The organism is Mesorhizobium sp. B1-1-7 (assembly GCF_006442705.1).
GTDB classification, from domain to species: domain Bacteria; phylum Pseudomonadota; class Alphaproteobacteria; order Rhizobiales; family Rhizobiaceae; genus Mesorhizobium; species Mesorhizobium opportunistum.
In genome coordinates, this window is record NZ_VFWQ01000007.1 from 103,677 (window position 1) to 126,122 (window position 22,446).

The 22,446-nt window shown below is 62.4% G+C and carries 21 protein-coding genes, 1 tRNA gene and 2 pseudogenes; 18 read left to right on the forward strand and 6 right to left on the reverse strand.

Annotated features, from left to right (window positions below; translation table 11 throughout):
- Nucleotides 1–30: 30 nt before the first annotated feature.
- Nucleotides 31–1,038: an ATP-dependent DNA ligase gene (locus FJ978_RS13555; protein ID WP_140572504.1), complete on the reverse strand. Its 1,008-nt coding sequence runs from the start codon at nucleotides 1,036–1,038 to the stop codon at nucleotides 31–33.
- Between the two features lie 218 nt (nucleotides 1,039–1,256).
- Here FJ978_RS13555 and FJ978_RS33195 point away from each other — a divergent pair.
- A pseudogene (locus FJ978_RS33195) lies at nucleotides 1,257–1,544 on the forward strand (cysteine hydrolase); the annotation flags it as partial.
- 14 nt (nucleotides 1,545–1,558) lie between these two features.
- Nucleotides 1,559–1,789, forward strand: a pseudogene (locus tag FJ978_RS13565) (molybdopterin cofactor-binding domain-containing protein); the annotation flags it as partial.
- Nucleotides 1,790–1,884: 95 nt separating this feature from the next.
- Here FJ978_RS13565 and FJ978_RS13570 read toward each other — a convergent pair.
- On the reverse strand, nucleotides 1,885–2,916 hold the full coding sequence (locus FJ978_RS13570) for an FAD-dependent monooxygenase (protein ID WP_246678119.1): 1,032 nt from the start codon (nucleotides 2,914–2,916) through the stop codon (nucleotides 1,885–1,887).
- A 175-nt stretch (nucleotides 2,917–3,091) separates the two neighbouring features.
- On the opposite strand from FJ978_RS13570, the gene FJ978_RS13575 reads away from it, so the two are divergent.
- A complete protein-coding gene (locus FJ978_RS13575; RefSeq protein WP_140572505.1) occupies nucleotides 3,092–3,292 on the forward strand; it encodes a hypothetical protein in 201 nt (66 codons plus the stop codon).
- Here the strand turns inward: FJ978_RS13575 and FJ978_RS13580 are convergent.
- The gene (locus FJ978_RS13580) at nucleotides 3,284–5,728 is read right to left on the reverse strand and encodes a membrane-bound PQQ-dependent dehydrogenase, glucose/quinate/shikimate family (protein WP_181176688.1); all 2,445 of its coding nucleotides are present in this window, start codon (nucleotides 5,726–5,728) and stop codon (nucleotides 3,284–3,286) included. The two genes, FJ978_RS13575 and FJ978_RS13580, sit on opposite strands and share 9 nt — an antisense overlap.
- Before the next feature lie 196 nt (nucleotides 5,729–5,924).
- Between FJ978_RS13580 and FJ978_RS13585 the strand changes: the two genes are divergently transcribed.
- The 14 genes from FJ978_RS13585 to FJ978_RS13650 all read left to right on the forward strand — a co-directional run bounded on the left by FJ978_RS13585 (nucleotide 5,925) and on the right by FJ978_RS13650 (nucleotide 20,445).
- A complete protein-coding gene (locus FJ978_RS13585; RefSeq protein WP_041164423.1) occupies nucleotides 5,925–6,581 on the forward strand; it encodes a cytochrome c3 family protein in 657 nt (218 codons plus the stop codon).
- Nucleotides 6,565–9,537 (forward strand): TAT-variant-translocated molybdopterin oxidoreductase, encoded by a 2,973-nt coding sequence (locus FJ978_RS13590; protein ID WP_140572506.1) that lies wholly within the window; start codon nucleotides 6,565–6,567, stop codon nucleotides 9,535–9,537. Before FJ978_RS13585 ends, FJ978_RS13590 begins: the two co-directional genes overlap by 17 nt.
- Nucleotides 9,530–10,888 (forward strand): NrfD/PsrC family molybdoenzyme membrane anchor subunit, encoded by a 1,359-nt coding sequence (gene nrfD / locus FJ978_RS13595; protein ID WP_140572507.1) that lies wholly within the window; start codon nucleotides 9,530–9,532, stop codon nucleotides 10,886–10,888. Before FJ978_RS13590 ends, nrfD begins: the two co-directional genes overlap by 8 nt.
- Entirely contained in the window at nucleotides 10,885–11,412 is a 528-nt protein-coding gene (locus FJ978_RS13600; protein ID WP_140572508.1) for a DUF3341 domain-containing protein, read from the forward strand. The genes nrfD and FJ978_RS13600 overlap by 4 nt, the downstream gene beginning before the upstream one ends.
- On the forward strand, nucleotides 11,409–11,951 hold the full coding sequence (locus FJ978_RS13605) for a cytochrome c (protein ID WP_140572509.1): 543 nt from the start codon (nucleotides 11,409–11,411) through the stop codon (nucleotides 11,949–11,951). The genes FJ978_RS13600 and FJ978_RS13605 overlap by 4 nt, the downstream gene beginning before the upstream one ends.
- Entirely contained in the window at nucleotides 11,948–13,060 is a 1,113-nt protein-coding gene (locus FJ978_RS13610) for a hypothetical protein (protein WP_140572510.1), read from the forward strand. Before FJ978_RS13605 ends, FJ978_RS13610 begins: the two co-directional genes overlap by 4 nt.
- Nucleotides 13,053–13,499, forward strand: coding sequence for a hypothetical protein (locus FJ978_RS13615; protein ID WP_140572511.1), 447 nt, complete (start codon nucleotides 13,053–13,055; stop codon nucleotides 13,497–13,499). The genes FJ978_RS13610 and FJ978_RS13615 overlap by 8 nt, the downstream gene beginning before the upstream one ends.
- Nucleotides 13,421–14,248, forward strand: a complete 828-nt coding sequence (locus tag FJ978_RS13620; RefSeq protein ID WP_140779974.1) for an SCO family protein — start codon at nucleotides 13,421–13,423, stop codon at nucleotides 14,246–14,248. Before FJ978_RS13615 ends, FJ978_RS13620 begins: the two co-directional genes overlap by 79 nt.
- Nucleotides 14,245–15,198, forward strand: a complete 954-nt coding sequence (gene coxB / locus FJ978_RS13625; RefSeq protein ID WP_140572513.1) for a cytochrome c oxidase subunit II — start codon at nucleotides 14,245–14,247, stop codon at nucleotides 15,196–15,198. The genes FJ978_RS13620 and coxB overlap by 4 nt, the downstream gene beginning before the upstream one ends.
- On the forward strand, nucleotides 15,195–16,835 hold the full coding sequence (gene ctaD / locus FJ978_RS13630) for a cytochrome c oxidase subunit I (protein WP_013897136.1): 1,641 nt from the start codon (nucleotides 15,195–15,197) through the stop codon (nucleotides 16,833–16,835). The genes coxB and ctaD overlap by 4 nt, the downstream gene beginning before the upstream one ends.
- Complete coding sequence (locus FJ978_RS13635) at nucleotides 16,832–17,467, forward strand: cytochrome c oxidase subunit 3 (RefSeq protein ID WP_140572514.1); 636 nt, start codon at nucleotides 16,832–16,834, stop codon at nucleotides 17,465–17,467. Before ctaD ends, FJ978_RS13635 begins: the two co-directional genes overlap by 4 nt.
- Complete coding sequence (locus FJ978_RS13640) at nucleotides 17,464–17,712, forward strand: cytochrome C oxidase subunit IV family protein (protein WP_013897134.1); 249 nt, start codon at nucleotides 17,464–17,466, stop codon at nucleotides 17,710–17,712. The genes FJ978_RS13635 and FJ978_RS13640 overlap by 4 nt, the downstream gene beginning before the upstream one ends.
- Before the next feature lie 541 nt (nucleotides 17,713–18,253).
- Nucleotides 18,254–19,978 carry an acetolactate synthase catalytic subunit gene (locus tag FJ978_RS13645; RefSeq protein WP_140572692.1) on the forward strand — a complete coding sequence of 575 codons (1,725 nt, stop codon included), beginning with the start codon at nucleotides 18,254–18,256 and terminating at the stop codon, nucleotides 19,976–19,978.
- A 50-nt stretch (nucleotides 19,979–20,028) separates the two neighbouring features.
- Nucleotides 20,029–20,445, forward strand: a complete 417-nt coding sequence (locus tag FJ978_RS13650; protein ID WP_140572515.1) for an SRPBCC family protein — start codon at nucleotides 20,029–20,031, stop codon at nucleotides 20,443–20,445.
- A gap of 130 nt (nucleotides 20,446–20,575) precedes the next feature.
- Here the strand turns inward: FJ978_RS13650 and FJ978_RS13655 are convergent, their stop codons facing one another.
- Nucleotides 20,576–21,055, reverse strand: coding sequence for a YbhB/YbcL family Raf kinase inhibitor-like protein (locus FJ978_RS13655; RefSeq protein ID WP_246678120.1), 480 nt, complete (start codon nucleotides 21,053–21,055; stop codon nucleotides 20,576–20,578).
- 35 nt (nucleotides 21,056–21,090) lie between these two features.
- Entirely contained in the window at nucleotides 21,091–21,486 is a 396-nt protein-coding gene (locus tag FJ978_RS13660) for a PfkB family carbohydrate kinase (protein ID WP_181176689.1), read from the reverse strand.
- Nucleotides 21,487–21,516: 30 nt separating this feature from the next.
- Between FJ978_RS13660 and FJ978_RS32800 the strand changes: the two genes are divergently transcribed.
- Nucleotides 21,517–21,984, forward strand: coding sequence for a hypothetical protein (locus FJ978_RS32800; protein WP_181176690.1), 468 nt, complete (start codon nucleotides 21,517–21,519; stop codon nucleotides 21,982–21,984).
- 117 nt (nucleotides 21,985–22,101) lie between these two features.
- Here FJ978_RS32800 and FJ978_RS13670 read toward each other — a convergent pair.
- Nucleotides 22,102–22,177: transfer RNA gene (locus FJ978_RS13670), tRNA-Phe, on the reverse strand.
- Nucleotides 22,178–22,446: the final 269 nt, after the last annotated feature.

Genomic DNA, 22,446 nt, shown 5'->3' on the forward strand with positions numbered 1-22,446 from the left:
GCACCGGCGGATTGTTCCGGAAAGTCACTGCTACGCGATCTGCTCGAAAGTGCATTGGTGCGGTGCTTTGTCCGGCCGCCAGCGCAGCAGCCTGGTGCCATGCCGGAAACGGTTGCCGGTAACATGGTCGAAGCGGACCTCGACGACCAGTTCCGGCCGCACCGGTTCCCATTTCCCGCTGCGCTCCGTGCTCCAGCGGCTCGGCCCGCCCGGCGCCTTGCCGGTAAAACCTAGTCCGCCACGCAGCTCTTCGAGCCTCTCGGTCAGAGCGTTGCGTTCATCGTTGGCGATGGTTGAGGTGAAGCCGACATGATCGAGCTGCCCGTTTTCGTTGTAGAGGCCAAGCAGCAGCGACCCGACTTGCCTCGTGCCGGTCAGATAGCGGAACCCGCCGACTACGCAGTCGGCCGTGCGCAGCCGTTTTACCTTCACCATCGCGCGTTCGCCGGGCCTGTAGGGATCATTGAGCCGCTTGGCTACGACACCGTCCACGGAACCGCTGCCGGCGTCCTTCAGCCATCTGTCGGCTGTCGCAAGGCTGGTGGTTGCAGGCGAGAGGCGCAAAGCCTTGGACCGGGCCTTGGCAACGAAATCTTCAGCTGCATCGCGCCGATCATGCAAGGGCAGTTCGATCAGCGATTGTCCGCCCGGGGCAGCGAGCATGTCAAAGAGCACCAGTTGCGCGGGCGTTTCCCGACTGAGCTTGCGGATACGACTCTCCGCCGGATGAAGCCGCATCTGCAGCGCGTCGAAAGAGGCATACCCCTCGATCACGATTTCGCCGTCCGCAACGAATTCGGTTGCCGTGAGCGCACTCAGGGCCGCGATCAGTTCAGGAAAATAGCGGCCAAGCGGTTTGCCGGATTTTGCCCTGAGGTCGACGGTTTTGCCGTCTTTGAAGGCTAGGCAGCGGAAGCCATCCCATTTCGGTTCGTACTGCCAGGGGCCGTCGTCCCACGGCAATGCCTCCGCGGTGCGCGCTTCCATTGGCTGCGTGCTCAAGGGCAAGGGAAACTCGACGCCGGATGCCCCTACCATCGCTCTTCCATGTCGAGATGAGGCTGGTCAATGGTATTCATCCGGTTTGAACGTTCGGCGCGAGATGTGGTTTCCGAGGGAACAGGCATCAAGGCAACGCGTTTGTCCAAACGTTCAGAGGATCAGATCTTGAATCTCAGGCGCCGCTCCGGCTCGTCGAAATATGCGCTTTCCTACTTGGCTTCACCGCGGCGGGGTCGAATCCGCCGGGCATTGTGATGGCGGCTCAAGGATTGAGCTACGGGTCGCTTGGCAAGCACTGCGCGCATGTTTGCGTGGATATGCAAAGACTGTTCGCCGAACCCTCTGAATGGGCGACGCCCTGGATCACCAGGGTGCTTCCGAGAATTGTAAGTCTGGTCGAGAGAAAGGCCGACCAGACGATCTTTACCCGCTTCATCCCAGCGGCAAGGGCCGGGCAGGGCGTCGGCACTTGGAAGCGCTACTACGAGCGCTGGGCCTCGATGACAATAGAGGCCATCGGTCCGGAGATGGTCGAATTGCTGTCGCCGCTGCCTGCGTTGAAATGGGCGACAGCAGCCTGCCTCCGGCTCCGGTTTCGGGCGGGTCGATCTCCACGGCCAGCGTGTGTTCGGCGGTGCTCAAGGCCTGCGACGCTATCCGAACCAAGCTCTATGCCGCCGCGACCGACGAGGGCGGTCCGCTGGCGGGTTCCCATAACGAGGAATTCGACCTCGCCGACGGAAAGATCGTCGCGAAGAGCGGCGCCTCGGCCAAGGTCGAGGACGTGTTCAAGGCCACCTCATCGGCTTTGTCTGCGTCTTTGCCGGTGTTCTGCTCGTTGCCTGGGAGAACGCAAAAGACGACGGTTGGCCGCGCGCCCTGCTACTCCTTCAGACCCGCGACGCGCTCGAGCAGCGGTCGCTGCAGGACGGGAACCGTCCCGATTGTCCACATAACGAGGTTGCGGAACGTCTGGACGAAGCTGTTGGTCGACTGCGCTGTCGACAGAATGCGTTCGCTGAGCTCGATCCAGCGATGCCCTACCGGCCGGCGTTCATCGGTATATCCAGCCAGCGTGCCGTCGCCGAAACGCCGGGCAAAGGAGGCGGCATCCTCGATGCCGAGATTCATGCCACGGGCGCCAAGAGGCGAGTGGACATGCGCGGCATCGCCGCCGAGGAAGGCGCGGGCGGTCTGGTAGCGTGACGCCTGCCTTGCCGGAATGTGGAAACGATCGGTGCGCAGCACCTGCGATACGTGATAATTGCCCGGGACATGCGCCAGCGCATCGGGCGTGTTCGAGACCGCGCGAAAGCGGTTGTCGCCGATCGGTATGATGAAGCCGACGTCGCCGCTGCGATTGAGGAAAGCCTGCGCCGCTCCCGGCTCGTAAGGCCAGGATGCGATCTCTGCATCCGTGATGCTCCATTGCCGCCTGTGGGTGTAGCCCTCGAATTCGATGCCCACGGCCTTGCGGACCGAGCTGTCGGCGCCGTCGGCGCCGAAGGCGATGTCGAAACTGTGCCTTTCCTCTTCGCCGCCTCGCGTGATCCGAGCCTCGACCTTGTCGGCTTGCTGGGTGAGGCCAACCAGTTGCGTACGCCATTCGACCTCGATGCCGAATGTCGCCAGCATCTCGGCCATGATCCTTTCCGTATCGCGCTGCGGCAGCGACAACAGGAAATTGTAGCGGTGCGGCAGCAGCGAGAAGTCGATTGTGACGAGCTCGCGCGTCTCCGTGTGGAAATGCGCGTGGCGGACCTTGAGCCCCTTTGCGAGCAGCTTCCCGCTAACCCCGGAGGCTTCGAGAACGTCCAGGCTATGCGCGCTGATGCCGACGGCCTTGCTGAGCGGCGTGGGGCCGTCCTTCTTGTCTATGATACGAGGGTGGACGCCGCGCCGCGCAAGCTCCAAGGCCGCTTGTCAGTCCCGTCGGGCCGGCGCCAACGATGAGGATGGAAGCTGTTTCTCGGAGCACGATTGTCGCCTTTCGAATTGGAACTGTTTTTTCCCGCGCTGGTTTGAACGTCTAGGCGCGACCTTACCCGATACCCGATCGCAAGGCGCATCCTACGATAGGGAGACGTTCATGTTTCACATCGGCATGTGGATGCTGGTTGTCGCCGGCGTTCTCCTGATCCTGATTTTGATCTGGATGGATGTCCTCGCCCGACGCCGGAGCGTGCGAGGCGCAACGGAAATCGAGCAGGGAATAGACCGCATGGCGGCCGGACAAGGTAAAGGCTCCAGGCGTTTCGTAGGGCCTGCGGCTCCAGAGCGCTCATCCTGAAGCTAAAGCATAGGCAATGACTTCGTCGCCGACCTTGGTTTCCATGAAGTGATGGCCGCCCGGCGCGATGACGATGTATTGCTTGCCATCGACCTCATAAGTCATTGGAGTCGTCTGGCCGCCGGCGGGAAGATCGGCCTGCCACACCGTCTTGCCGGTCTTGATGTCGATCGCCCGTAGCTTGTTGTCGGTGCTCGCGGCGATGAAGATCAGGCCGCCGGCCGTAACCAGCGGGCCGCCATTGTTGGGCGTTCCGATGGTGAGCGGCAGCATCGACGGAATGCCGAATGGGCCGTTGTTGTTTGCGCTGCCGAGCGGCTCGTCCCACAGCGTTCTGCCGGTCTTGAGATCGATGGCGCGGATATGACCATAAGGCGGCTTCGAGCAGAGCAGGCCCGTCGAAAGGCGCCAGCCGGCATTTACCGCGATGGCGTATGGGGATCCGGCCTGCGGATCGCCGATGTCCTTTACTTTCTTCGGGCTGCCACCTTTGTCGATCGGCTTGAAGCCCATCTGGTCCGCCTTCTCGCGCGGAATGAGTTGATTGTAGTTCGGCATGTCGTTGTAGTTGGCGACCAGCACGCCGCTGTCAGTGTCGACGGCGACGCTGCCCCAATCCGAACCGCCATTGTAGCCGGGATATTCGATGAAGGGACGATCAACCGTCGGCGGCGTGTACTCACCCTGATAGAAGGCCCGATGGAACTGGATACGGCAGTAGAGCTGATCCAGCGGGCTCATGCCCCACATATCCTTTTCGGTGAGCGGCGGCTGGTCGAGATGCGCGTAGCCGGAATAGGGCTGTGTCTTGGAAAGCTTATCCGGCTCGACGCCGCCCGAGGGTACCTTGCGCTCCTCGACCGGGAAGAGCGGCTTGCCGGTCTTGCGGTCGAGGATGTAGATCTGGCCCTGCTTGCTTGGCACGATGATGGCCGCGAGCTTGCCGGTCACGGCCGGGAAATCGACCAGCGTCGGCTGCGAGCCGAGGTCGTAGTCCCAAAGATCGTGATGCACAGTCTGAAAGTGCCAGACGGGCTTGCCGGTCGCGACATCGATGGCGACGATCGACGAGTTGAACTGGTTCTCGAAGTCCTTGCGGTCGACGCCGTAATAGTCGACGGCGGCATTGCCGAGCGGCAGGTAGACATAGCCGAGCTGCGGATCGGCGGCGGCGACGGTCCACATATTCGGCGTGCCGCGCGTGTAGGTATCGCCCTGAGGCGGCGCGCCGGTGCGATCGGGGTGCCCCATGTCCCAAGCCCAGGCGAGCTTGCCGGTGGTGGCGTCATAGCCGCGAACCACGCCCGAAGGCGCGTTCTCGGCCTGGCCGTCCTTCACCTGCGCGCCGACGACGGCGATGCCGCGCAAAATGGTCGGCGGCGCGGTGACGGAGTACCAGCCGGGCACCGTCTCGCCGATGCCCTGGTTGAGATCGACGCTACCTTGCTGGCCGAAATCCGAGCAGGGCTTCCCTGTCCGGGCGTCGATGGCGATCAGCCGCGCGTCCAGCGTTCCGAAGATGATCCTGGTGGCGCAGGCCTGATCGGCCTTCGCGCCTGGAACGGAGAAATAGGCGACGCCGCGGCAGCTCGCACCGTAGGGTATGGCGTTGTCGGACACCTTCGGGTCGTAACGCCATTCTTCCTTGCCGTTGCGCGCATCGGCGGAAATGACGATGTCGTTGGCAGAGCACGCATAAAGATGGCCGCCGATTTCCAGCGGCGTGTTTTCGGGCGAATAGAGATCCTTGGTCGCCTGGTTCGGCATGTCGCCTGTGTGAAAGGACCAGGCCCGGGTGAGCTTGGAGGCATTGGCCGCGGTGATCTGGTTGAGCGGCGAATAACGAGTGCCCAATTCCGATCCGCCATAGACCGGCCAATCGTTGCCTGGCTGATGGATCGCGGTGTCCTGCGATACAGGTGCAGGTGGGGTGGACGTTGTTGGCGGTTGAGCAGGTTGTGACTGCGCCAAGGCACTGATGTGGAAAAGGCCGAACGTCGCTGCTGCAATAACCGGCAGCAGCAAGCCCGTTACATAGGCTGCATTCCGGCTGCCTCGCCCGGCACCGTCGCGGAAAGCAGGCATGGCCAGCAGAACGAAGACAAGGATGATCGTAGGAGCCAAGACACGCGGCATCAGCGCCCAGCCGTCAAGACCCACCTCCCAATAAGCCCAGGCGAGCGTCGCGAGCCAGGTCAGCAGGTAAAGCCAGATACCGGCCGGGTTTCCAGCCAACATCAGGATGCCTGCCATCAGCAGCGCGATGCCGGCGGGAAGGTAGTACCATGATCCGCCAAGTGCGATCAGCCAGGCGCCGCCGGCCCCGATCAGGAGGCCGAGGATGATCAATAGGATACCGACGAGAACGCTCCACCAGAAAGCGACGCCGCGATGGCGCACAGGACGATGAGCGGTGTCGGCAGCGATGTTGGTCATGGCATTATTCCAGCGTGGAACAGATCGTGATATCTGGCGAACGCACGCGACCGGCTGTGGTTGCGGATTAAATTGTCGACCCGTCTCCGTGGCGGTCACCATTCTGTGATTGCTGCATGGCTCCGGAACTTTCGTGGCGAAAGCACCGTTAGGTGTAGTCAACTCTGAGTTTGCCTTCAGCAGAACCGGCGAGGGGATGCCGCAGATCTTCTCGAAAAACGCCAATGGCATCGCGCGCTTTGTCATCTGGGGAAGTTGTGCAGTTCTGCTGATCGCCGCCGCGATCGGGGTCATCCTTCCCCGTTCGGACCTGGTAACGGGAGTAGGTGAGCCAGTGGCGCAGCCGGTGCCGTTCAGCCACAAGCATCATGTCGGCCAGCTCGGCATCGACTGCCGCTATTGCCATAACGGCGTCGAAACCTCGTCTTCGGCGGGTCTGCCGGCCACCGAAGTCTGCATGACCTGTCATTCGCAGCTTTTCACCAATGCCGACATGCTGGCGCCGGTACGCGCAAGCTTGGCTAACGGCAAGCCGATCGAATGGCAGCGCGTCAACAGAGTGCCCGACTTCGTGTTCTTCAATCACGCGATCCACGTCAACAAGGGCGTCGCCTGCGAGACCTGTCATGGCGAGGTCGACGAGATGCCGCTGACGCGACGGGCGCATACGCTCAGCATGGAATGGTGCCTCGGCTGCCATCGCAATCCGGAACCCAATCTGCGTCCGCCGCAGGACGTGTTCCTGATGCATTGGCAGCCGCCTGAGGACGTCGCCGAGATCAGGCGGCAACTGATCGGCATGCTCGACATCCACCCCGAGACGATGACGGATTGCTATGTCTGCCATCGCTGAGAAAGGGTCAGGCTCCGGCATCGACATCGCGGCCCTGCGCAGGCGGCTGGCAAACGGTCGCGACATGTGGCGCAGCCTCGACGAGATTGCCGGTACGGTGGAATTCCGCCGCTTCGTCGAGGCAGAGTTTCCCGCGATTGCCGAGCGTCTGCCGGCAAAGCCGAACCGGCGGACGCTGCTCAAGCTGATGGGCGCTTCGCTGTCGCTTGCCGGGCTCGCGGCCTGCAGCAGGGCGGAAAGCATCGTGCCTTACGTGCGCCAGCCGGAAATCCTTGTTCCCCGCAAGCCCGTCTGTTACGCGACGACATTGTCGAGCGATGGTTTCGGCATCGGCGCCATCGTCGAAAGCCATGAAGGGCGACCGACAAAGGTCGAGGGCAATCCCGACCACCCGGCATCGCGCGGCGCGACCGATGCGGTAATGCAGGCGGCGGTATTGACGCTGTTCGATCCCGATCGCTCGCGCACGCCGCTCAAGGACGGCGAACCGGCGTCCTATGGCGATTTCCTCAAAGGCATGGCGGCGCTTGTCTCACGGTGGACGGCATCGCAAGGGCAGGGCGGCGCTCTGCTCCTCGATGCCTCGACGTCGCCGACCCTCGCGACGCAGATCGACGCGCTGCGGGCGCGCTATCCGAAGCTGAAAGTCTATCGCCATAATCCGTTGGCGACCTCGGCCGCGGGGGAGGCGTCGCGGGCCCTGTTCGGATCTGCGCTGACGCCGATCCACCACTTGGACCGTGCCGAGGTGATCTTCAGCCTCGACGCCGATTTTCTCGGCGAGGGACCCGGACGACTTGCCTATGCGCGCGACTTCGCGGTGCGGAGGCGCGTGCGCAATCCGTCCGACCGGATGAGCCGGCTCTATGCCGTGGAGTCTACGCCGACCATTACGGGCGCAACTGCTGATCATCGTTTGGCGGTGAAGCCAGGTGGCATCGAAGCCGTAGCTGCCGCGCTGCGCGCGACGCTTGGCGGTCAGGCCGAGGTTCCCAGCTCACCGGTCGATCCGACGTGGATAACTGCGCTATCCAAGGATCTGGCGGCGGCCGGCCGCAACGCGCTGATGATCCCGGGGGCGCATCAGAGCGCCTTTGTGCATGCCGCCGCGCTGGCCGTTAACGCGGAGCTTGGCGCGCTTGGCAATACGGTGGAAATGATCGAGCCGCCGGACACATTGCAGGTCGATGGCGATCTCACGACCCTGTGTGATGCAGTCGGGGATGGCGCGATCGACACGGTCGTGGTGGTTAGCGCAAATCCGCTGCACACCGCCCCGGCCGGCCTTGATGCGCATAAGGCATTCTCCAGCCTGAAGTTGCTTGTGCATCACGGTCTCTATCGCGACGAGACTGCTTTCTTGTCGCACTGGCATGTACCGGCGGCTCATGAGCTCGAGAGCTGGAGCGACATCCGTGCTCATGATGGCACGGCGTCACTGGTCCAGCCGCTGATTGCGCCGCTTTACGATGGCAAGACCTTACATGAGTTGCTCGCCGTGCTTGGCGGTCAATTCGCAACCGATCCGCTCTCGCTCGTTCGGCAGCATTGGGCAGCGCTCGATGACGGGGCCTGGAAAAAGGCGTTGCGTGACGGTGTCGTGCCGCACAGCGCCGCCAAGCCGATATCAGCGACAATGGCTCCGGAGTTGGGCGGATTGAAGCCGGCAGCGAAGGCAGGCGGCGGGATAGATATTCGCTTCGTCGCCGATCCCTGGCTGCGCGACGGGCGCTTCGCCAACGCCTCATGGCTGCAGGAACTGCCACGACCGCTGACCAAGATCGTGTGGGGCAACGCCGCGCTCATCTCACCGGCAATGGCGGAGCGGCTGAAGATTGAGAACGGCAACATCGTCAACGTCGAGGCCAACGGGGCTGATCTCGATGCACCTGCCTGGATCGTGCCCGGTCATCCCGACCAGACGGTGACGCTTTCCTTCGGCTTCGGGCGCAAGGTTGGTTCCGTAGCCGCGCTGTCCGAGGGCTATGATGCCTTCCGTCTACGGCGGGGCCTGGAATGGATTTCGACTGGCGCCGCGGTCAGGCCGCGCGAGAGCAGTGTGCGGATCATCACCACGCAACATCACCAGGCGATGGAAGGCCGCGCCATCGTTCGCCACGCTTCGCTCGACACGTTTCGGCAGAATCCGCATTTTGTCCGCAAGGATGCGCCGCCGCCAACGGAGTCGCTCTATCCCGATTGGCCGTACAGTCAGGAAGCCTGGGCTATGGCGATCGACCTCTCGGCCTGCATCGGCTGCATGGCCTGCGTTTCGGCCTGCCAGGCGGAAAACAACATCGCTCCGGTCGGACCGGACGAATGCGAGCGCGGCCACGAGATGCACTGGCTGCGGGTCGACCGCTACTATGCCGGACCGGTCGATGCGCCCGACACCTTTTTCCAGCCGGTGCCCTGCATGCATTGCGAGAAGGCGCCCTGCGAGCTGGTCTGCCCGGTCAACGCCACGGTGCACACGCATGATGGGCTGAATGCGCAGGTCTACAATCGCTGCATCGGCACGCGCTACTGCTCGCAAAATTGCCCCTACAAGGTGCGGCGCTTCAATTTTCTCGACCATCAATCCTTCGACAAGGACGAAGCCGGTCCGGAGCAGGGCGCGCACAATCCCAATGTCAGCGTGCGCTCGCGCGGCGTGATGGAGAAATGCACCTACTGCGTCCAGCGCATCAGCGCCAGGCGTATCCAGGCCCAGATCGAGAACCGCGAGATCGCCGACGGCGAAGTGGTCACCGCCTGCCAGCAGGCCTGCCCGACGCAGGCCATTATCTTCGGCGACCTCAACAGAAAGAACGCTCACGTCGTCCGGGAAAAGAGCGCGCCGCAGAACTATGCCCTGCTCGAAGAGCTGAACACGCGCCCGCGCACGACCTATCTCGGCAGGATTTCCAATCCGAACGGCGAGTTGGCCAGGCAAGGCGAGGCGACTGATGGCTGAAGCGAGCGCCGAAAGTCCGGCCGTTCTGCGCGGCCGCCACGATTTTCCCGAGATCAGCGGCCGCATCGGCTCGATCGTGCTCAGCGGCCGGCTGCCACGCCATTTCTGGACGGCGTTCTTCTTCTGCTTCCTGCTTGTCCTGCTGTTTCTCTATTCGATCACCTATCTGATCTCAGTCGGCGTCGGCGCCTACGGCATCGATATGCCCGTTGCCTGGGGGACGATGATCGCCAACTTCGTCTGGTGGATCGGCATCGGCCATGCCGGCACGCTGATCTCGGCGGTGCTGCTGCTGCTGAGACAGCCATGGCGCGCCTCGATCAACCGCTTCGCCGAAGCGATGACGCTGTTTGCCGTCGCCATGGCAGGACTATTCCCGATCCTGCATCTCGGCCGGCCGTGGTTCTTCTACTGGCTCTTGCCGCTGCCCAATGTGCACATGCACTGGCCGCAATGGCGCAGTCCGCTGGTCTGGGATTTCGCGGCGATCGCCACCTACGCAACCGTCTCGTTGCTGTTCTGGTATATGGGCCTCTTGCCCGACCTTGCCGTGTTGCGCGACCGCGCCAGGTCGAGACCGGCGCAGCTCTTCTATGGCATACTGGCGCTCGGCTGGCGTGGCTCGGCCTTCCATTGGGCGCGCTACCAGGTCATCTATTTCCTGCTTGCGGCCTTGGCCACACCGCTGGTCGTCTCGGTGCATTCGATCGTCTCGCTCGATTTCACCTTCGCGATCACTCCCGGCTACCACTCGACGATCTTCCCGCCCTATTTCGTTGCCGGCGCGCTGCTCTCCGGCTTCGCCATGGTGCTTACCATCGCCATTCCCCTGCGCTGGGCCTTTTCGGTCCAGGACTTGATAACCCTCAGGCACATGGAGAACGCCGCCAGGCTGATGATCGCCGCCGGCATGGTCGTTGCGTATGGCTATGTCTCGGAAGCGTTCTTCGCCTGGTATTCCGGGGAGCCCTATGAACGCACCATGATGGCCGAGCGGGCGCTTGGTCCTTATTCGCCGCTGTTCTGGACGATGCTCACACTCAATTGCGGCCTGCTGCAATTGCTGTGGTTCCGACGCATCAGGCGCAACATGCCCCTTTTGTTTGCAATCGCCGTTGCCATCAATCTTGGCATGTGGATCGAGCGCTACATCATCGTCGTCACCGGGCCGAGCCGCGACTATCTGCCGACTTCCTGGGGCGAGCAATCGCTGACCTGGCTCGATTTCGGTGTCCTGTTCGGCTCGATCGGCACGTTCTTCGCGCTCGTCTTCCTGTTCATCCGCATCCTGCCCGCGATCACCATTTTCGAGGTCGAGGAACTGGCCGAGGAGGAGGGCAAGCTCAGATGAGCCTCTACGGCCTCCTGGCGGTGTTTGCCGATCCCGAAGTGCTTGTCGAAGCGGCGCGCGGCATGCGTGAGCGCGGTTACCGGCGCATGGACGCCTTCTCCCCATTTCCGATGAAGGAGCTGAACGAGGTACTGGCGATCCCGAAGACGCGACTGCCGTGGGCCGTGCTTGCCGGCGGCATCGCCGGCGCCGCACTCGTCTACGCGCTGATCTGGTATTCGGTCGAGATCGACTACGCCATCAATGTCGGCGGCAGGCCATTACATTCCTGGTCGCCTTTCGTCGTCATCGCTTTCGAGGGCGGCATTCTCGGTGCAGCCTTTGCCGGCTTCCTAGGCGTGCTCGCAGCTAACGGGCTGCCCCGCTACTACCATCCGGTTTTCAATGCCGAGAGCTTCACCTATGCGGGCGGCGGCAGGTTCTACCTTCTCATCGAGGCGACCGACCCCAAGTATCGCAAGGGCATCACCAAGGGCCAACTGACGCGGCTTGGCGCCGAGATCGTCGAGGAGGTCGAGGCGTGAGCCGCCTGCCCCTCACACTGGTTTTTGGGGCCTTGCTGGTGGCCGGCTGTCGGCAGGACATGGAGGACCAACCGCGCTACGATCCGCTGGAGGCCAGCAATCAGTTCGCCGACGGCATGTCGGCGCGAACGCCCGTGACCGGCACAGTTGCGCGCGACACCGATCTGTCGCCGACGCCGGACAGGATTCCCGATCCGGTCACGATAGAGCTGCTGCAGCGAGGGCAGCAGCGCTTCGACATCTTCTGCTCGCCCTGCCACGGCCGCACCGGCGATGGCCACGGCATAATCGTCCAGCGCGGTTTTTCGGCGCCGCCGAGCTACCATCAGGACGCGTTGCGCAAGGCCCCCGACCGGCATTTCTATGACGTCATCACCAATGGCTATGGCGCCATGTATTCCTACGCGGCGCGGGTGCCGCCGCAGGACCGCTGGGCGATCGTGGCCTATATCCGCGCGCTGCAATATTCGCGCGATGCGCCGATCGCCGAGCTTCCGCAAACCTTGCGTGCGCGGCTCGAAGCCAAGGCCGCGCCATGAGCCGCGTCGAGCAAGGTTTCCTGATTGCCGGCATCGCCGGGCTTGTCTGCTGCGCGGTGGGAATATCGCTCGACGCGAGGCCCGTGCTCGGCGCCTGGCTTGCAGCCGTCATCTTCGCACTCAGCCTGCCGCTCGGCGCGCTGACGATTTTGATGGTGCATGGACTGACCGGCGGGCGCTGGGGCGAGGCGATCCGTCAGCCTTTGCGGATCCTGGCGGCGACACTGCCGCTTGCGCTGATCTTGCTCCTGCCGGTGCTGATAAGGCTCGATCTCATCTTCCCGTGGGCCGGCGCGGATTCTGCGATGCTGGCCGAGAAGGTTCGTGAGAAGCTTGTCTATCTCAACGTGCCCTTCTTCCTGCTGCGCTTCGTCGTCTGCGCCGCAATCTGGCTCGCTCTAGCCTGGATGATGCTCAGCTCGACTGAAGAGCACCTCGCAAAGAGTGGCGATGGCAGGAAATATGCCCTTGGTCTCATCCTCCATGCTTTTGCGATCAGCGTCTTTTCAATCGACTGGATGCTGTCGCTTGAGCCGGAATTCACTTCGACCATCTATGCGCTTTGCGAAGCGTCGGCCGAAGTGGTCGGGGCATGCGCCACGGCGGTCATTGTGCTGGCGGCAAGACGTGCGGTCGAAATCCTGCCCGGCGGCGAAGAAGACGTCGCTCTCAGCGAGGACCTCGCCAATATGTTGCTCGGTTTCCTGCTGATCTGGATTTATCTCGTTTTCATGCAATGGCTGGTGGTCTGGGGAGGCGATCTGCCCGACGAGATTCATTGGTACGTCATCCGCAGCGGCAATGGATGGCAATATCTGCTCTACCTTCTGATCGCGTTGCAGGTGGCGGCCTCTGCGGGCCTGCTCAGCCGGGACCTGAAACGCAGCCATGCCGGCCTGATCCGGCTCGCCGGAATTGCCCTGGCCGGGCATTTCGCCGACATGTTCTGGCGCGTTCGCCCGCCGCTCTTTTCTGGCGGCATTCTTTCGCTTTGGCACGATGTTGCCGCGTGGATCGGCCTGGGCGGGCTGTGGCTTGCGCTGTTCCTTTTCCTTCTTCGCCGGCCGGATCGGATCGCCTGGTGGAAGGGCGAGGCGGCCCATGGCTAAGGCGCATCGCCATCCCGAGACGCGCGATGTGCGGCCCCGCATGTTGGTCGCTTTCGGCGCCGGCCTGGTGCTGTTCATTGCGTCTGCCGCGATTGGCATGAAGCTCGCGTTCAACACCACGCCGACCTGGCTGCCACTGTCCGCGAACACCAGTCCGGAAAACCCCGAGTTGCAGACCGCGCCAAAGCAGGATCTGATCAGCTTCCGCGCCGAGGAAGATCGTCAGTTGAAAATGCTTGGCTGGGTCGATCGCAACGCCGGCATCGCCCGCATTCCTATTGACGACGCCATGTGGGCGGTGGTCAGCAACGGCTTACCGGACTGGTCGCAGCAGGGAGCCGGAGCCGCGAGCACTGAAAATTGCGCCTTGGTCACGGCTGCGGTTCCCCGGGCACCTCAGGCGCAGAATTGCCAGCAGCAGAGCAGGGCAGGGCGATGAGGAGCTTGTTGACTGCGCTTTGTCTTTTCCTTGCCGGTACGGCGCTTGCCGCCGAACGACCGACCTTCGACCCGAAGCCCGGCGCGAAGCTAACTCTCGATCGCGAATTGGTCGATGCAAGCGGACGAAAGCTGACGCTGGGCGAAACGCTCGGCGGGCGTCCTGCGCTGGTCATCTTCGGTTACGACAGATGCCCGAACCTTTGCGGCGTCACACAGCAGGCGGTCGCCTCTGATCTTAAGAAGACGTCGCTTCTTCCTGCAGACTACCGCGCACTATTCATCTCGATCGACGCCGATGAGACGTCCGCCGATGCCGCCGAGGCGCAAGCCGAAATCGCCTCCGCCGCCGGCCCGACGGGATTGTCCGCCTGGCGCTTCCTGACTAGCAGCGACGGCTCCGGCGCGGTGCTGGCCAACGAGGCCGGCATCACCTTCGACCGGCGCAAGGGCATAGATCAGTTCGTCCATCCGATCGCGGTCATTGCACTCACGCCGGCTGGTCGGATTTCGCAAGTGCTGCCGGCGCTGACCTTCACGCCGCGCGACCTTCAGCTTGCGCTGGTCGAAGCATCGGCCAATAAGCTCGGGTCGATCGCCGATCACGTCTTCCTGTTCTGCGCAGGCTTCGACAGTTCCAAAGGTCAGTACACCCCAGCCATCTGGGCGGCGTTGAAAGTGGCGAGCCTGGCAACGGTACTCGGCCTGGGCGCGACGGTGCTTTGGCAAACGCGCGGGAGGGGAAGATGAGCTTCGGCATTCCCTTCTTTCCGCAGGAAGCCTCATCGGAAGCTGGCCGGGTCGATGCGCTGTTTTACACGCTGCTTGCTTTCTCGGCCGTTCTCGGACTGGCGCTCACAGGTCTCGTTGTCGGGTACGCGGTGAAATACCGCGTCGGCTCGCCGGCGGATCGCACCGGCCAGCGTTCCCGCAACATGTGGCTCGAGATGAGCTGGACCATCGCCAGCCTGATCATCGCCTTCATCTTCTTCGGCTGGGGCGCGATACTTTTCGTTCGCCGCGACCATCCGCCGGCGGACGCGCTGGAGATCACGGGGCTGGGCAAACAGTGGATGTGGGAGTTCAGACAACCCGGCGGCCAGCGCGAGATCAACGAATTGCATGTTCCGGTCGGCAAACCGGTCGTGGTGTCGCTTGCCGCGCAGGACGTCATCCACTCCTTCTTTGTGCCGGCTTTCCGCATAAAGCAGGACGCGGTTCCTGGACGCACCACGCACATTTGGTTTATTGCTACCGAGCCCGGACGCTATCACCTGTTCTGCGCCCAATATTGCGGCACGCAGCATTCCGAAATGGGCGGCTGGGTGACGGTGATGGCCCCTGAGCAGTATGCCGCGTGGCTGAACAGCCAGGGCGAGGGCGAGACGCTTGCCGCAAGCGGCGAAAAGCTGTTTCGCGCGCTCGGCTGCTCCGGCTGCCACGGTCCGAACAGCAAGGTGCGGGCGCCGGCCCTCGAAGGCATCTTCGGCCGGCCGGTGGCGCTCGATAGCCAGCAGACCGTAATCGCCGACGAGCGTTACCTGCGCGACTCCATCCTCATTCCGAAGAAAGAAATCGCCGCAGGCTACGAGCCGGTCATGCCGAGCTTCGACGGTCTGATCGACGAGGGCGAGCTGCAGATGCTGCTTGCCTATCTGAAATCGCTTTCGCCGCAACCAAGCGCGGGAGCAAAGCCATGACCCGTTCGGCAATGACGGGGACATATCTGGGCGAGGGAGCCGGGCCCCGCGCGTGGCTGCTCACCACCGACCATAAGCGTGTCGCCTGGCTCTACTTGGTCTCGTTGACGGCATTCTTCTTTCTCGGCGGCGCGATGGCGGTGCTGATGCGAATCGAGTTGGCGACACCGGCAGGCGATCTCGTCTCCGACGATGTCTATAACCGGCTGTTTTCGCTGCACGGCATCATCATGGTCTGGTTCTTCCTGGTACCGTCGATTCCGGCAACGTTGGGCAATTTTTTGCTGCCGCTGATGATCGGCGCGCGCGACCTCGCATTTCCGCGGCTCAATCTCGCCAGCTGGTACGTCTTCATCTTCGGCAGCCTGTTCGCACTGTTTTCGGTGGTCGCCGGCGGCGTCGATACCGGCTGGACCTTCTACACGCCGCTGTCGACGCTCTATGCCAACGGCTTCGTCTCGACTGCAGCGTTCGGGGTCTTCGTCGTCGGCTTCTCGACCATCATGACCGGCATCAACTTCATCGTCACGGTGCACACACTGCGTGCGCCGGGACTCACTTGGTTCCGCCTGCCGATTTTCGTATGGACGCTCTACGCCACCAGCCTTGTGATGGTGCTCGCGACGCCAGTACTCGCGGCCTCGTTGATTTTGATCGTGATGGAGCGCGTTTTCGGCATCGGCATCTTCAATCCCGACCTCGGCGGCGATCCGCTGCTCTTCCAGCATCTGTTCTGGTTCTACTCGCACCCCGCCGTCTACATCATGATCCTGCCGGGCATGGGCGTGGTATCGGAGGTTCTGCCGTGCTTCAGCCGCCGGCCGCTGTTCGGCTACAAGGCGGTGGCGATGTCGTCGATGGCGATCGCCGTCTTCGGCTTCCTGGTCTGGGGCCACCACATGTTCGTCAGCGGCCAATCGGCCTACGCCGGCGTGCTGTTCTCGTTCCTGTCCTTCTGCGTGGCGATCCCGTCGGCGATCAAGGTCTTCAACTGGAGCCTGACGCTGCGCAAAGGCGAGATCAGCTTCGAGACACCGATGCTTTATGCGTTGTTTTTCCTGGGACTGTTCACCTTCGGTGGATTGGCCGGGCTCTTCCTTGCGGCGCTCGCGGTCGACGTGCATGTCCACGATACCTATTTCGTCATCGCGCATTTCCATTACATCATGGTCGGCGGCATGGTGACGGCCTATATGGCCGGGCTGCATTTCTGGTGGCCGAAGGTGACCGGCCGCATGTATTCCGAAACCGCAGGACGCATCGCGGCGACCGTCACTTTCGTCGGCTTCAACCTGACGTTCTTCCCGCAATATGTGCTGGGCTTCGACGGCATGCCGCGGCGCTATCACACCTATCCGCCGGAGTTCCAGTTCTGGCATGTGCTGTCGTCAGCTGGTGCAGTGGTTCTTGCAATCGGCTATCTGATGCCACTGTTCTATCTCGGCCGGTCGCTGTTTCGCGGCGACCGCGCGCCCGACAATCCGTGGAACGCCACCGGGCTTGAATGGCAGACGGGCTCGCCGCCGCCCCCGCATAATTTCGAGACGGTGCCGGTCGTGAGCGGCCCTGCCTACGCCTACGACATGAAGGGGCTCGAGCACGAGCGCTTCAGCCCGCATCTGGAGGCTGGCGGATGAGCAGCACCGAAAGCGTCGCCTTCGACAGTCCGCACCGCGAACAGCGCGCCGACACCTTTGCCATGTGGGTGTTCATCGGCTCCGAGGCTATGCTGTTCGGCGCGATCTTCCTGGTCTTCCTCGTCGCGCATATCGACTACGGCCCCGCCTTCGCGGCGGCGTCGAAACACCTTTCGCTGCCGCTCGGCATCTTCAACACGGCCGTGCTGATAACCAGCAGCTTCACCATGGCGCTGGCGCATATGCTTGCGCTTCGCAGACGTTGGCGCGCGACGGTTTGGGCGCTGGTCGTGACCTCGGCGCTGGGCGTGTGCTTTCTGGCGGTGAAGGCGATCGAATACGGCAAGGAGATTCACGAAGGCCTGGCGCCGGTTCTCGGCCTACCGTTCCGTTATGCCGGGCCGGATCCGGCGCATGCCGAATTCTTCTTCGGCCTCTATTTCACGATGACGTCGCTGCATGCGCTGCATCTGATCGCCGGCATCCTGGTCATCGCCGGCACAATCGCCCTCTGGCGGGCTGCCACTCCCGCCAGCCGCTTGCGCCGGGTCGCGGCCGTTGGCCTCTACTGGCATTTCGTCGACATCATCTGGGTGTTCATGTTCCCCGTTCTCTATCTGGTCAACCGATGAGCGACCTTCGCAAACTCAGCCTTGGCTATGTCGGACTGCTCGCGCTGCTGGCGCTGACGGTCGGCTCGTCCTTGCTCGACCTCGGCGGCTTCAACGTCGCTTTGAACCTGGCGATCGCCGCCGCCAAGTCTGTTCTAATAGCCATTATGTTCATGCACCTGACCGGTGCTCTGCCTCGTCTTGCCGTCGCAGCAACCGGGCTATGGCTCGTGATCTTGTTCGGCCTGACGCTGATCGGCCGATAGGCGTAACGGCCACTATCAGGCGAGCCGACATGGCCATCGTGACGTGTCAAACGCCACTCCGCTTCAACAGCCTACAGCGGAGGCATGCCAAAACAGTCGGGAAACACCGATGGCGGCTTTGCTGTGGCCGACGGCTCTTCAGCGTTCCGATGACGATGCTTCGAGTTCGGGATCGTCTCTCGTGCGCCTGTAAGCGGAGAATGACCGATCAACTGCTGATTTGAACACGGAACCGTACCCTTCCTCCAAAGTTGTGCACGGAAAGGAACCTGTGTGATGCCCAAGTCAGAGAAACGGGAAATCCGACAGCCAAAACCGTCTGACCCCAATCCAAAGAACAAGCCGCCAAGGGACACTCGCGAAAACGCGGCGCCGAATCCGGACAGCCATAGCGAAATACCCGATCCGAGCACGCGAGAAGAGCTCGAGACAAGCAAGCCTAATCCGAAGCGTTAGCCCTACGATGGGGAGGCGATCGCACGCGCTTCGATACTGCCAATCCTCACGGGCGAACTCGCCCACAAATATTGGAGCATTTGTTATGAACACTGACGTGGCACGAACGGTTGTCGACGTTGTCGCCGATGGCTTGGTCCGACACGGCGTCGAATTCGTTCTGGGACAAAGCGTGCCGACCGCGCTCGTGCTCGCCTGCGAGGATCGCGGCATCCGAAATATTACATACCGCCAGGAGAATGCCGGCGGTGCAATCGCCGATGGCTTCGCGCGGGCCTCCGGCCGGGTGCCGGTGATGGTCTGCCAAAACGGTCCCGCTGCTGCGCTCGCGGTGGCCCCCTTCGCCGAGGCGAAGAAGGCGGGAATACCGATCGTTGCGATCATGCAGGAAGTAGACCGCTCTCACATCGGCAAGAACGCCTTTCAGGAATATGACCATAAGGCGCTGTTTGCCCCGGTGACCAAATGGTTTCACCTTCTCGAGAGCGCAGACGGCGTCGAGGATCATCTCGACCGGGCGTTCATCGCCGCCGCAAGCGGCAAACCGGGGCCAGCGGTGCTCATGCTGCCCGTTGATCTGCAAATGGCGCATGCCGGCACGTCTGCGCATCGTTCGATGCGGCTATGCAACTGGCCACTCGACCGGCCGCGGCCCGACGACAAGACGATCGGAGAAGCGGCCAGGCTTATCGACGCCGCCCGTCTTCCTGTCGTCATCGCCGGCGGCGGAGTGCTAAGTTCCGGTGCAGGCAGCGCGCTACTCCGCTTTGCTGAGAAAGCCGCCGCACCCGTTGCCACCACAAACATGGGAAAAGCGTCGATCCCCGAGACGCACCCGCTCGCGATGGGCGCGATCGGCAATCTCACCGGACCCGGCGGGCTCGGGAGGCATACGAAGCCGTTGGTGCAGCAAGCCGATGTTCTGCTGCTGATCGGCAATCGCACCAACGAGGACGGCACCGACCATTGGTCGCTGATTCCCGACGGCGCGCGTGTGCTTCACATCGATATCGATCCGCAAGAGATTGGTCGCAATTACGAAGCGGTGCGCCTCGTCGGCGACGCGCGCACCACGCTTGAAGCAATGACCGACGCACTTGGCAGCCATTCCCGCAACCGCGATACGATTGAGCAACGCATCGCCGATGCCTGGGCAGCATTCGAACGCGAACGCCGGCCATTCTTGACGGATGCCGAACCAATTCGCGCCGAGCGCGCACTTGCCGCGATCCAGAAGCGTCTAGGATCAGACACCGTGGTCGTGGCCGATGCGAGCTACGCCTCGAACTGGGTTGCGGGCCAGCTTCGCACAAGCCATTCGAGGACGCGCGTGATCTCGCCGCGAGGCCTTGCAGGACTTGGCTGGGGCTTCCCGCTCGCGCTCGGCGCAAAGCTCGCCAGGTCCGAGCGGGAGGTCATCGTCGTCGTCGGCGACGGCGGTTTCGCCCATAGTTGGGCGGAACTCGAAACCGCCGTTCGGATCGGCATTGCGGTTACCGTGGTCGTCCTCAACAATGGCGTGCTCGGTTATCAGAAGGACGCCGAGAAAGCCAAGTTCGGTCGCTACACGGCGGCCGGTCACCTCGGCCAGGTCGACCATGCGGGCATCGCGCGCGCCTGCGGGGGTTATGGCGAAACTATTGAACATGCGCGTGACCTCGACGCCGCATTTGATAGGGCGGCTGGGTCCAACACCATTGCGCTTCTTGACGTGCTGACCGACCCTGGCGGCCATCCCCCAATCTCGCTTTACGATGGATCGCTTGACCGGCTGGACCGTGGGCGCGTCGTCCAAGATCCTGTTCCATAGACATTCCCCATCGCTATGTTCCTCCGCAACCTGCAAGAGAAGGAGCCAAGATGACCACGATCGTCGAAACGACGCGAATTGCCGAGAGGCCGGATGCGCTATGGCATGAGATCGGCCGGTTCGGGGCCGTAGGGGAGTGGCATCCCTTGTTAGACAAGGTCGAGAGCGAAGGCGAGCGTGAAGGCTGCCGGCGAACGGCCGAGGCGAAGGACGGAAGTCGACAAACCGAACGGCTTTTCGAAACGGATGCCGAGGAGCATTTCTATCGCTACGGCATAGAGTCAACCACAATGCCTGTGCGCGACTACGTTGCCGAGTTCAAAGTCCAGGACAACCACGACGGCACCAGCACCGTCGTCTGGTCAGCAGAGTTCCAACCAGAGGCTGATGAGCCGAAAGCGACCGAAGCGATCAGAGATTTTCTGAGGACCGGGTTGAATAATCTCGCTGCTGTGCACGGCAAGTAAGCTCGCGGCCGAGACTGGGCCTGGACGCAGGAAGGAACTCAGGACCCTACTTGCTGCTGTTTCTCACGCCGCGGGTCGAAAAGGCGGTCTGTCCGACGACTGCTTGTTCTGCCTGCAGCCGGCGCCGCAGTCAGGTCCGCTCGAACGTGCCGACGATCTCAGCCTGTCCCAATATGTGCGGCTTGGCTTTCTCCATCACCTCGCCGACCGGCGCCTTCTCGTCCAAATGCAGTGTCTCCACGTCGAGCGCTAGAAGCCGGAAATGATAATGGTGAAGGCCATGTCCACGTGGCGGCTGCGGACCATCGTAGCGGGGATTGCCGAAATCGTTGACGCCGTGGCCTAGGCTTTCCGTCTTGGCGCCTGCAGTCGTGCCCTCCGGTAGGATGTTGCGCTGCGGGTCGATGTCGTAGATCGCCCAATGGCGGAATGTGCCCGAAGGGGCGTCAGGATCCTCAACGATCAAGGCGAAGCTTTTGGCGCCCGCCGGAGCGTCGTTCCACTCCAGCGGCAGGGAAATGGCGAAGGCTGGATCAGAGTTGCGGCGGTGGCAAAAAATCGGCTGGCGACTTTGGCCGGAGCATCGACAGAGCTCAGAGTCGGTCAACATCGGCTAGCAGAGCGCCAGGCCGAATGGTCGCCCTGTCACCGGCCATTCTTCTTCAGCACGGAAACGAGCATTTGATCGAACTCCGACCGTGTCGGATAAGACGCCTGCGTGCCTTTCCGACCAACCGAGAAGCTTGAAGCCGCAACGCCCCAGCAGGCGGCTTCGTATGCCGATTTGTGCTCCAAGGTCGCGGCAGCAAACGCGGCAATAAAGGCATCGCCGGCCCCTGTCTTGTCCATGACATCGACAGACGGCGCCCTTATTGCTGTCGTCTCGTTCCTCTCACCGAGGATGCAGCCACCGTCGGAGAGCTTAACGCATGCAATTTCAACCCCCAGGGCATTGAATTTTGTTGCCGCGTCGCGGGCCCGGCTTTCATCGGCTACTTCAATTCCCAAGGCATCTGCTGCTTCCTTCTGGTTGGGCGACACCGTGTCGCGCTGAAACGGATTCAGGGACGGGTGCGGCTCGTGCCGCGGATTTTGCAGGCGGCCGGTGCGGCCGGCGCCTTAATCTTCGGCAACGCCTTGGTGCATCACCGCTTTGCCGGAGGTCACAATAGTCGCCACGACTTTTCGAAGGTTTTCCCGGCAGCTGGTTGCGCGACCGGCCCGATCCGACGCTTCGATCTCCGCCATTACGCACGGGCTGGCGTTGCGTTCGCGGCGACGTCAGCCCATGCGTTTGCAGCTGCCGCCGTGCGTGAGGCCGTTGCCGCCGGGCTGGGCGCGGGTATCGTCTCAAAGACGGAATTTCAACCGGATGAGCGCCTGAGGCCGCTGCGGATTGCCGATCACAAGCCGTTCACGGAGTCATTCGCGGCCTGTCTGAAGGGGCGACAAGAGCTTCGCCCGATCAAGGCATTTATGAAACTCGTGTCTGAGTTTGTGACTCCGGGGCCCGTCCAGGAAAGTGTTGCGGATATCTGATGACGCTTCGGTGAGAAGAGTGACGGCACTTTTTCAAGTGCTGGGAAGGCCCAAATGGGAATCGAATTGATATTACAAGTATATGAAAAATATGGATAATACTGCCAAAACAGGCAATGGTGCCCAGAGGCGGATTCGAACCACCGACACGCGGATTTTCAGTCCGCTGCTCTACCAACTGAGCTATCTGGGCCTGTTTCGGTAACTGAAATTGCGTTGACCGGATTTCACGAAGGCGCCGTGGGGCGCCCCTTGAAAGCGCGTGGGTTATAGCACGGGAATTCGGCCTGTCCAGCGCCTAGGTTGCGATTTCAGACAGGAAAAGACAGGCCGTGTGATGGGTGCCTTTTCATGCTGCTTTCATCCCCGGAATGGCGCGCGGCCTGTACTGTTTCAGGCATAGGCATCGTTGCACGAGCCCGCGATAGCCCTTTGCCGGCAGCCCGGCCGCCTTTTTGGCCG

What these genes read in the sequence shown, in the direction of transcription:
- FJ978_RS13555 (WP_140572504.1), bottom strand. Translation starts at nt 1,038, where the DNA reads ATGGTAGGGGCATCCGGCGTCGAGTTTCCCTTGCCCTTGAGCACGCAG.
- FJ978_RS13575 (WP_140572505.1), top strand. Translation starts at nt 3,092, where the DNA reads ATGTTTCACATCGGCATGTGGATGCTGGTTGTCGCCGGCGTTCTCCTG.
- FJ978_RS13580 (WP_181176688.1), bottom strand. Translation starts at nt 5,728, where the DNA reads ATGACCAACATCGCTGCCGACACCGCTCATCGTCCTGTGCGCCATCGC.
- FJ978_RS13585 (WP_041164423.1), top strand. Translation starts at nt 5,925, where the DNA reads ATGCCGCAGATCTTCTCGAAAAACGCCAATGGCATCGCGCGCTTTGTC.
- FJ978_RS13590 (WP_140572506.1), top strand. Translation starts at nt 6,565, where the DNA reads ATGTCTGCCATCGCTGAGAAAGGGTCAGGCTCCGGCATCGACATCGCG.
- nrfD (WP_140572507.1), top strand. Translation starts at nt 9,530, where the DNA reads ATGGCTGAAGCGAGCGCCGAAAGTCCGGCCGTTCTGCGCGGCCGCCAC.
- FJ978_RS13600 (WP_140572508.1), top strand. Translation starts at nt 10,885, where the DNA reads ATGAGCCTCTACGGCCTCCTGGCGGTGTTTGCCGATCCCGAAGTGCTT.
- FJ978_RS13610 (WP_140572510.1), top strand. Translation starts at nt 11,948, where the DNA reads ATGAGCCGCGTCGAGCAAGGTTTCCTGATTGCCGGCATCGCCGGGCTT.
- FJ978_RS13615 (WP_140572511.1), top strand. Translation starts at nt 13,053, where the DNA reads ATGGCTAAGGCGCATCGCCATCCCGAGACGCGCGATGTGCGGCCCCGC.
- coxB (WP_140572513.1), top strand. Translation starts at nt 14,245, where the DNA reads ATGAGCTTCGGCATTCCCTTCTTTCCGCAGGAAGCCTCATCGGAAGCT.
- ctaD (WP_013897136.1), top strand. Translation starts at nt 15,195, where the DNA reads ATGACCCGTTCGGCAATGACGGGGACATATCTGGGCGAGGGAGCCGGG.
- FJ978_RS13635 (WP_140572514.1), top strand. Translation starts at nt 16,832, where the DNA reads ATGAGCAGCACCGAAAGCGTCGCCTTCGACAGTCCGCACCGCGAACAG.
- FJ978_RS13640 (WP_013897134.1), top strand. Translation starts at nt 17,464, where the DNA reads ATGAGCGACCTTCGCAAACTCAGCCTTGGCTATGTCGGACTGCTCGCG.
- FJ978_RS13645 (WP_140572692.1), top strand. Translation starts at nt 18,254, where the DNA reads ATGAACACTGACGTGGCACGAACGGTTGTCGACGTTGTCGCCGATGGC.
- FJ978_RS13650 (WP_140572515.1), top strand. Translation starts at nt 20,029, where the DNA reads ATGACCACGATCGTCGAAACGACGCGAATTGCCGAGAGGCCGGATGCG.
- FJ978_RS13655 (WP_246678120.1), bottom strand. Translation starts at nt 21,055, where the DNA reads ATGTTGACCGACTCTGAGCTCTGTCGATGCTCCGGCCAAAGTCGCCAG.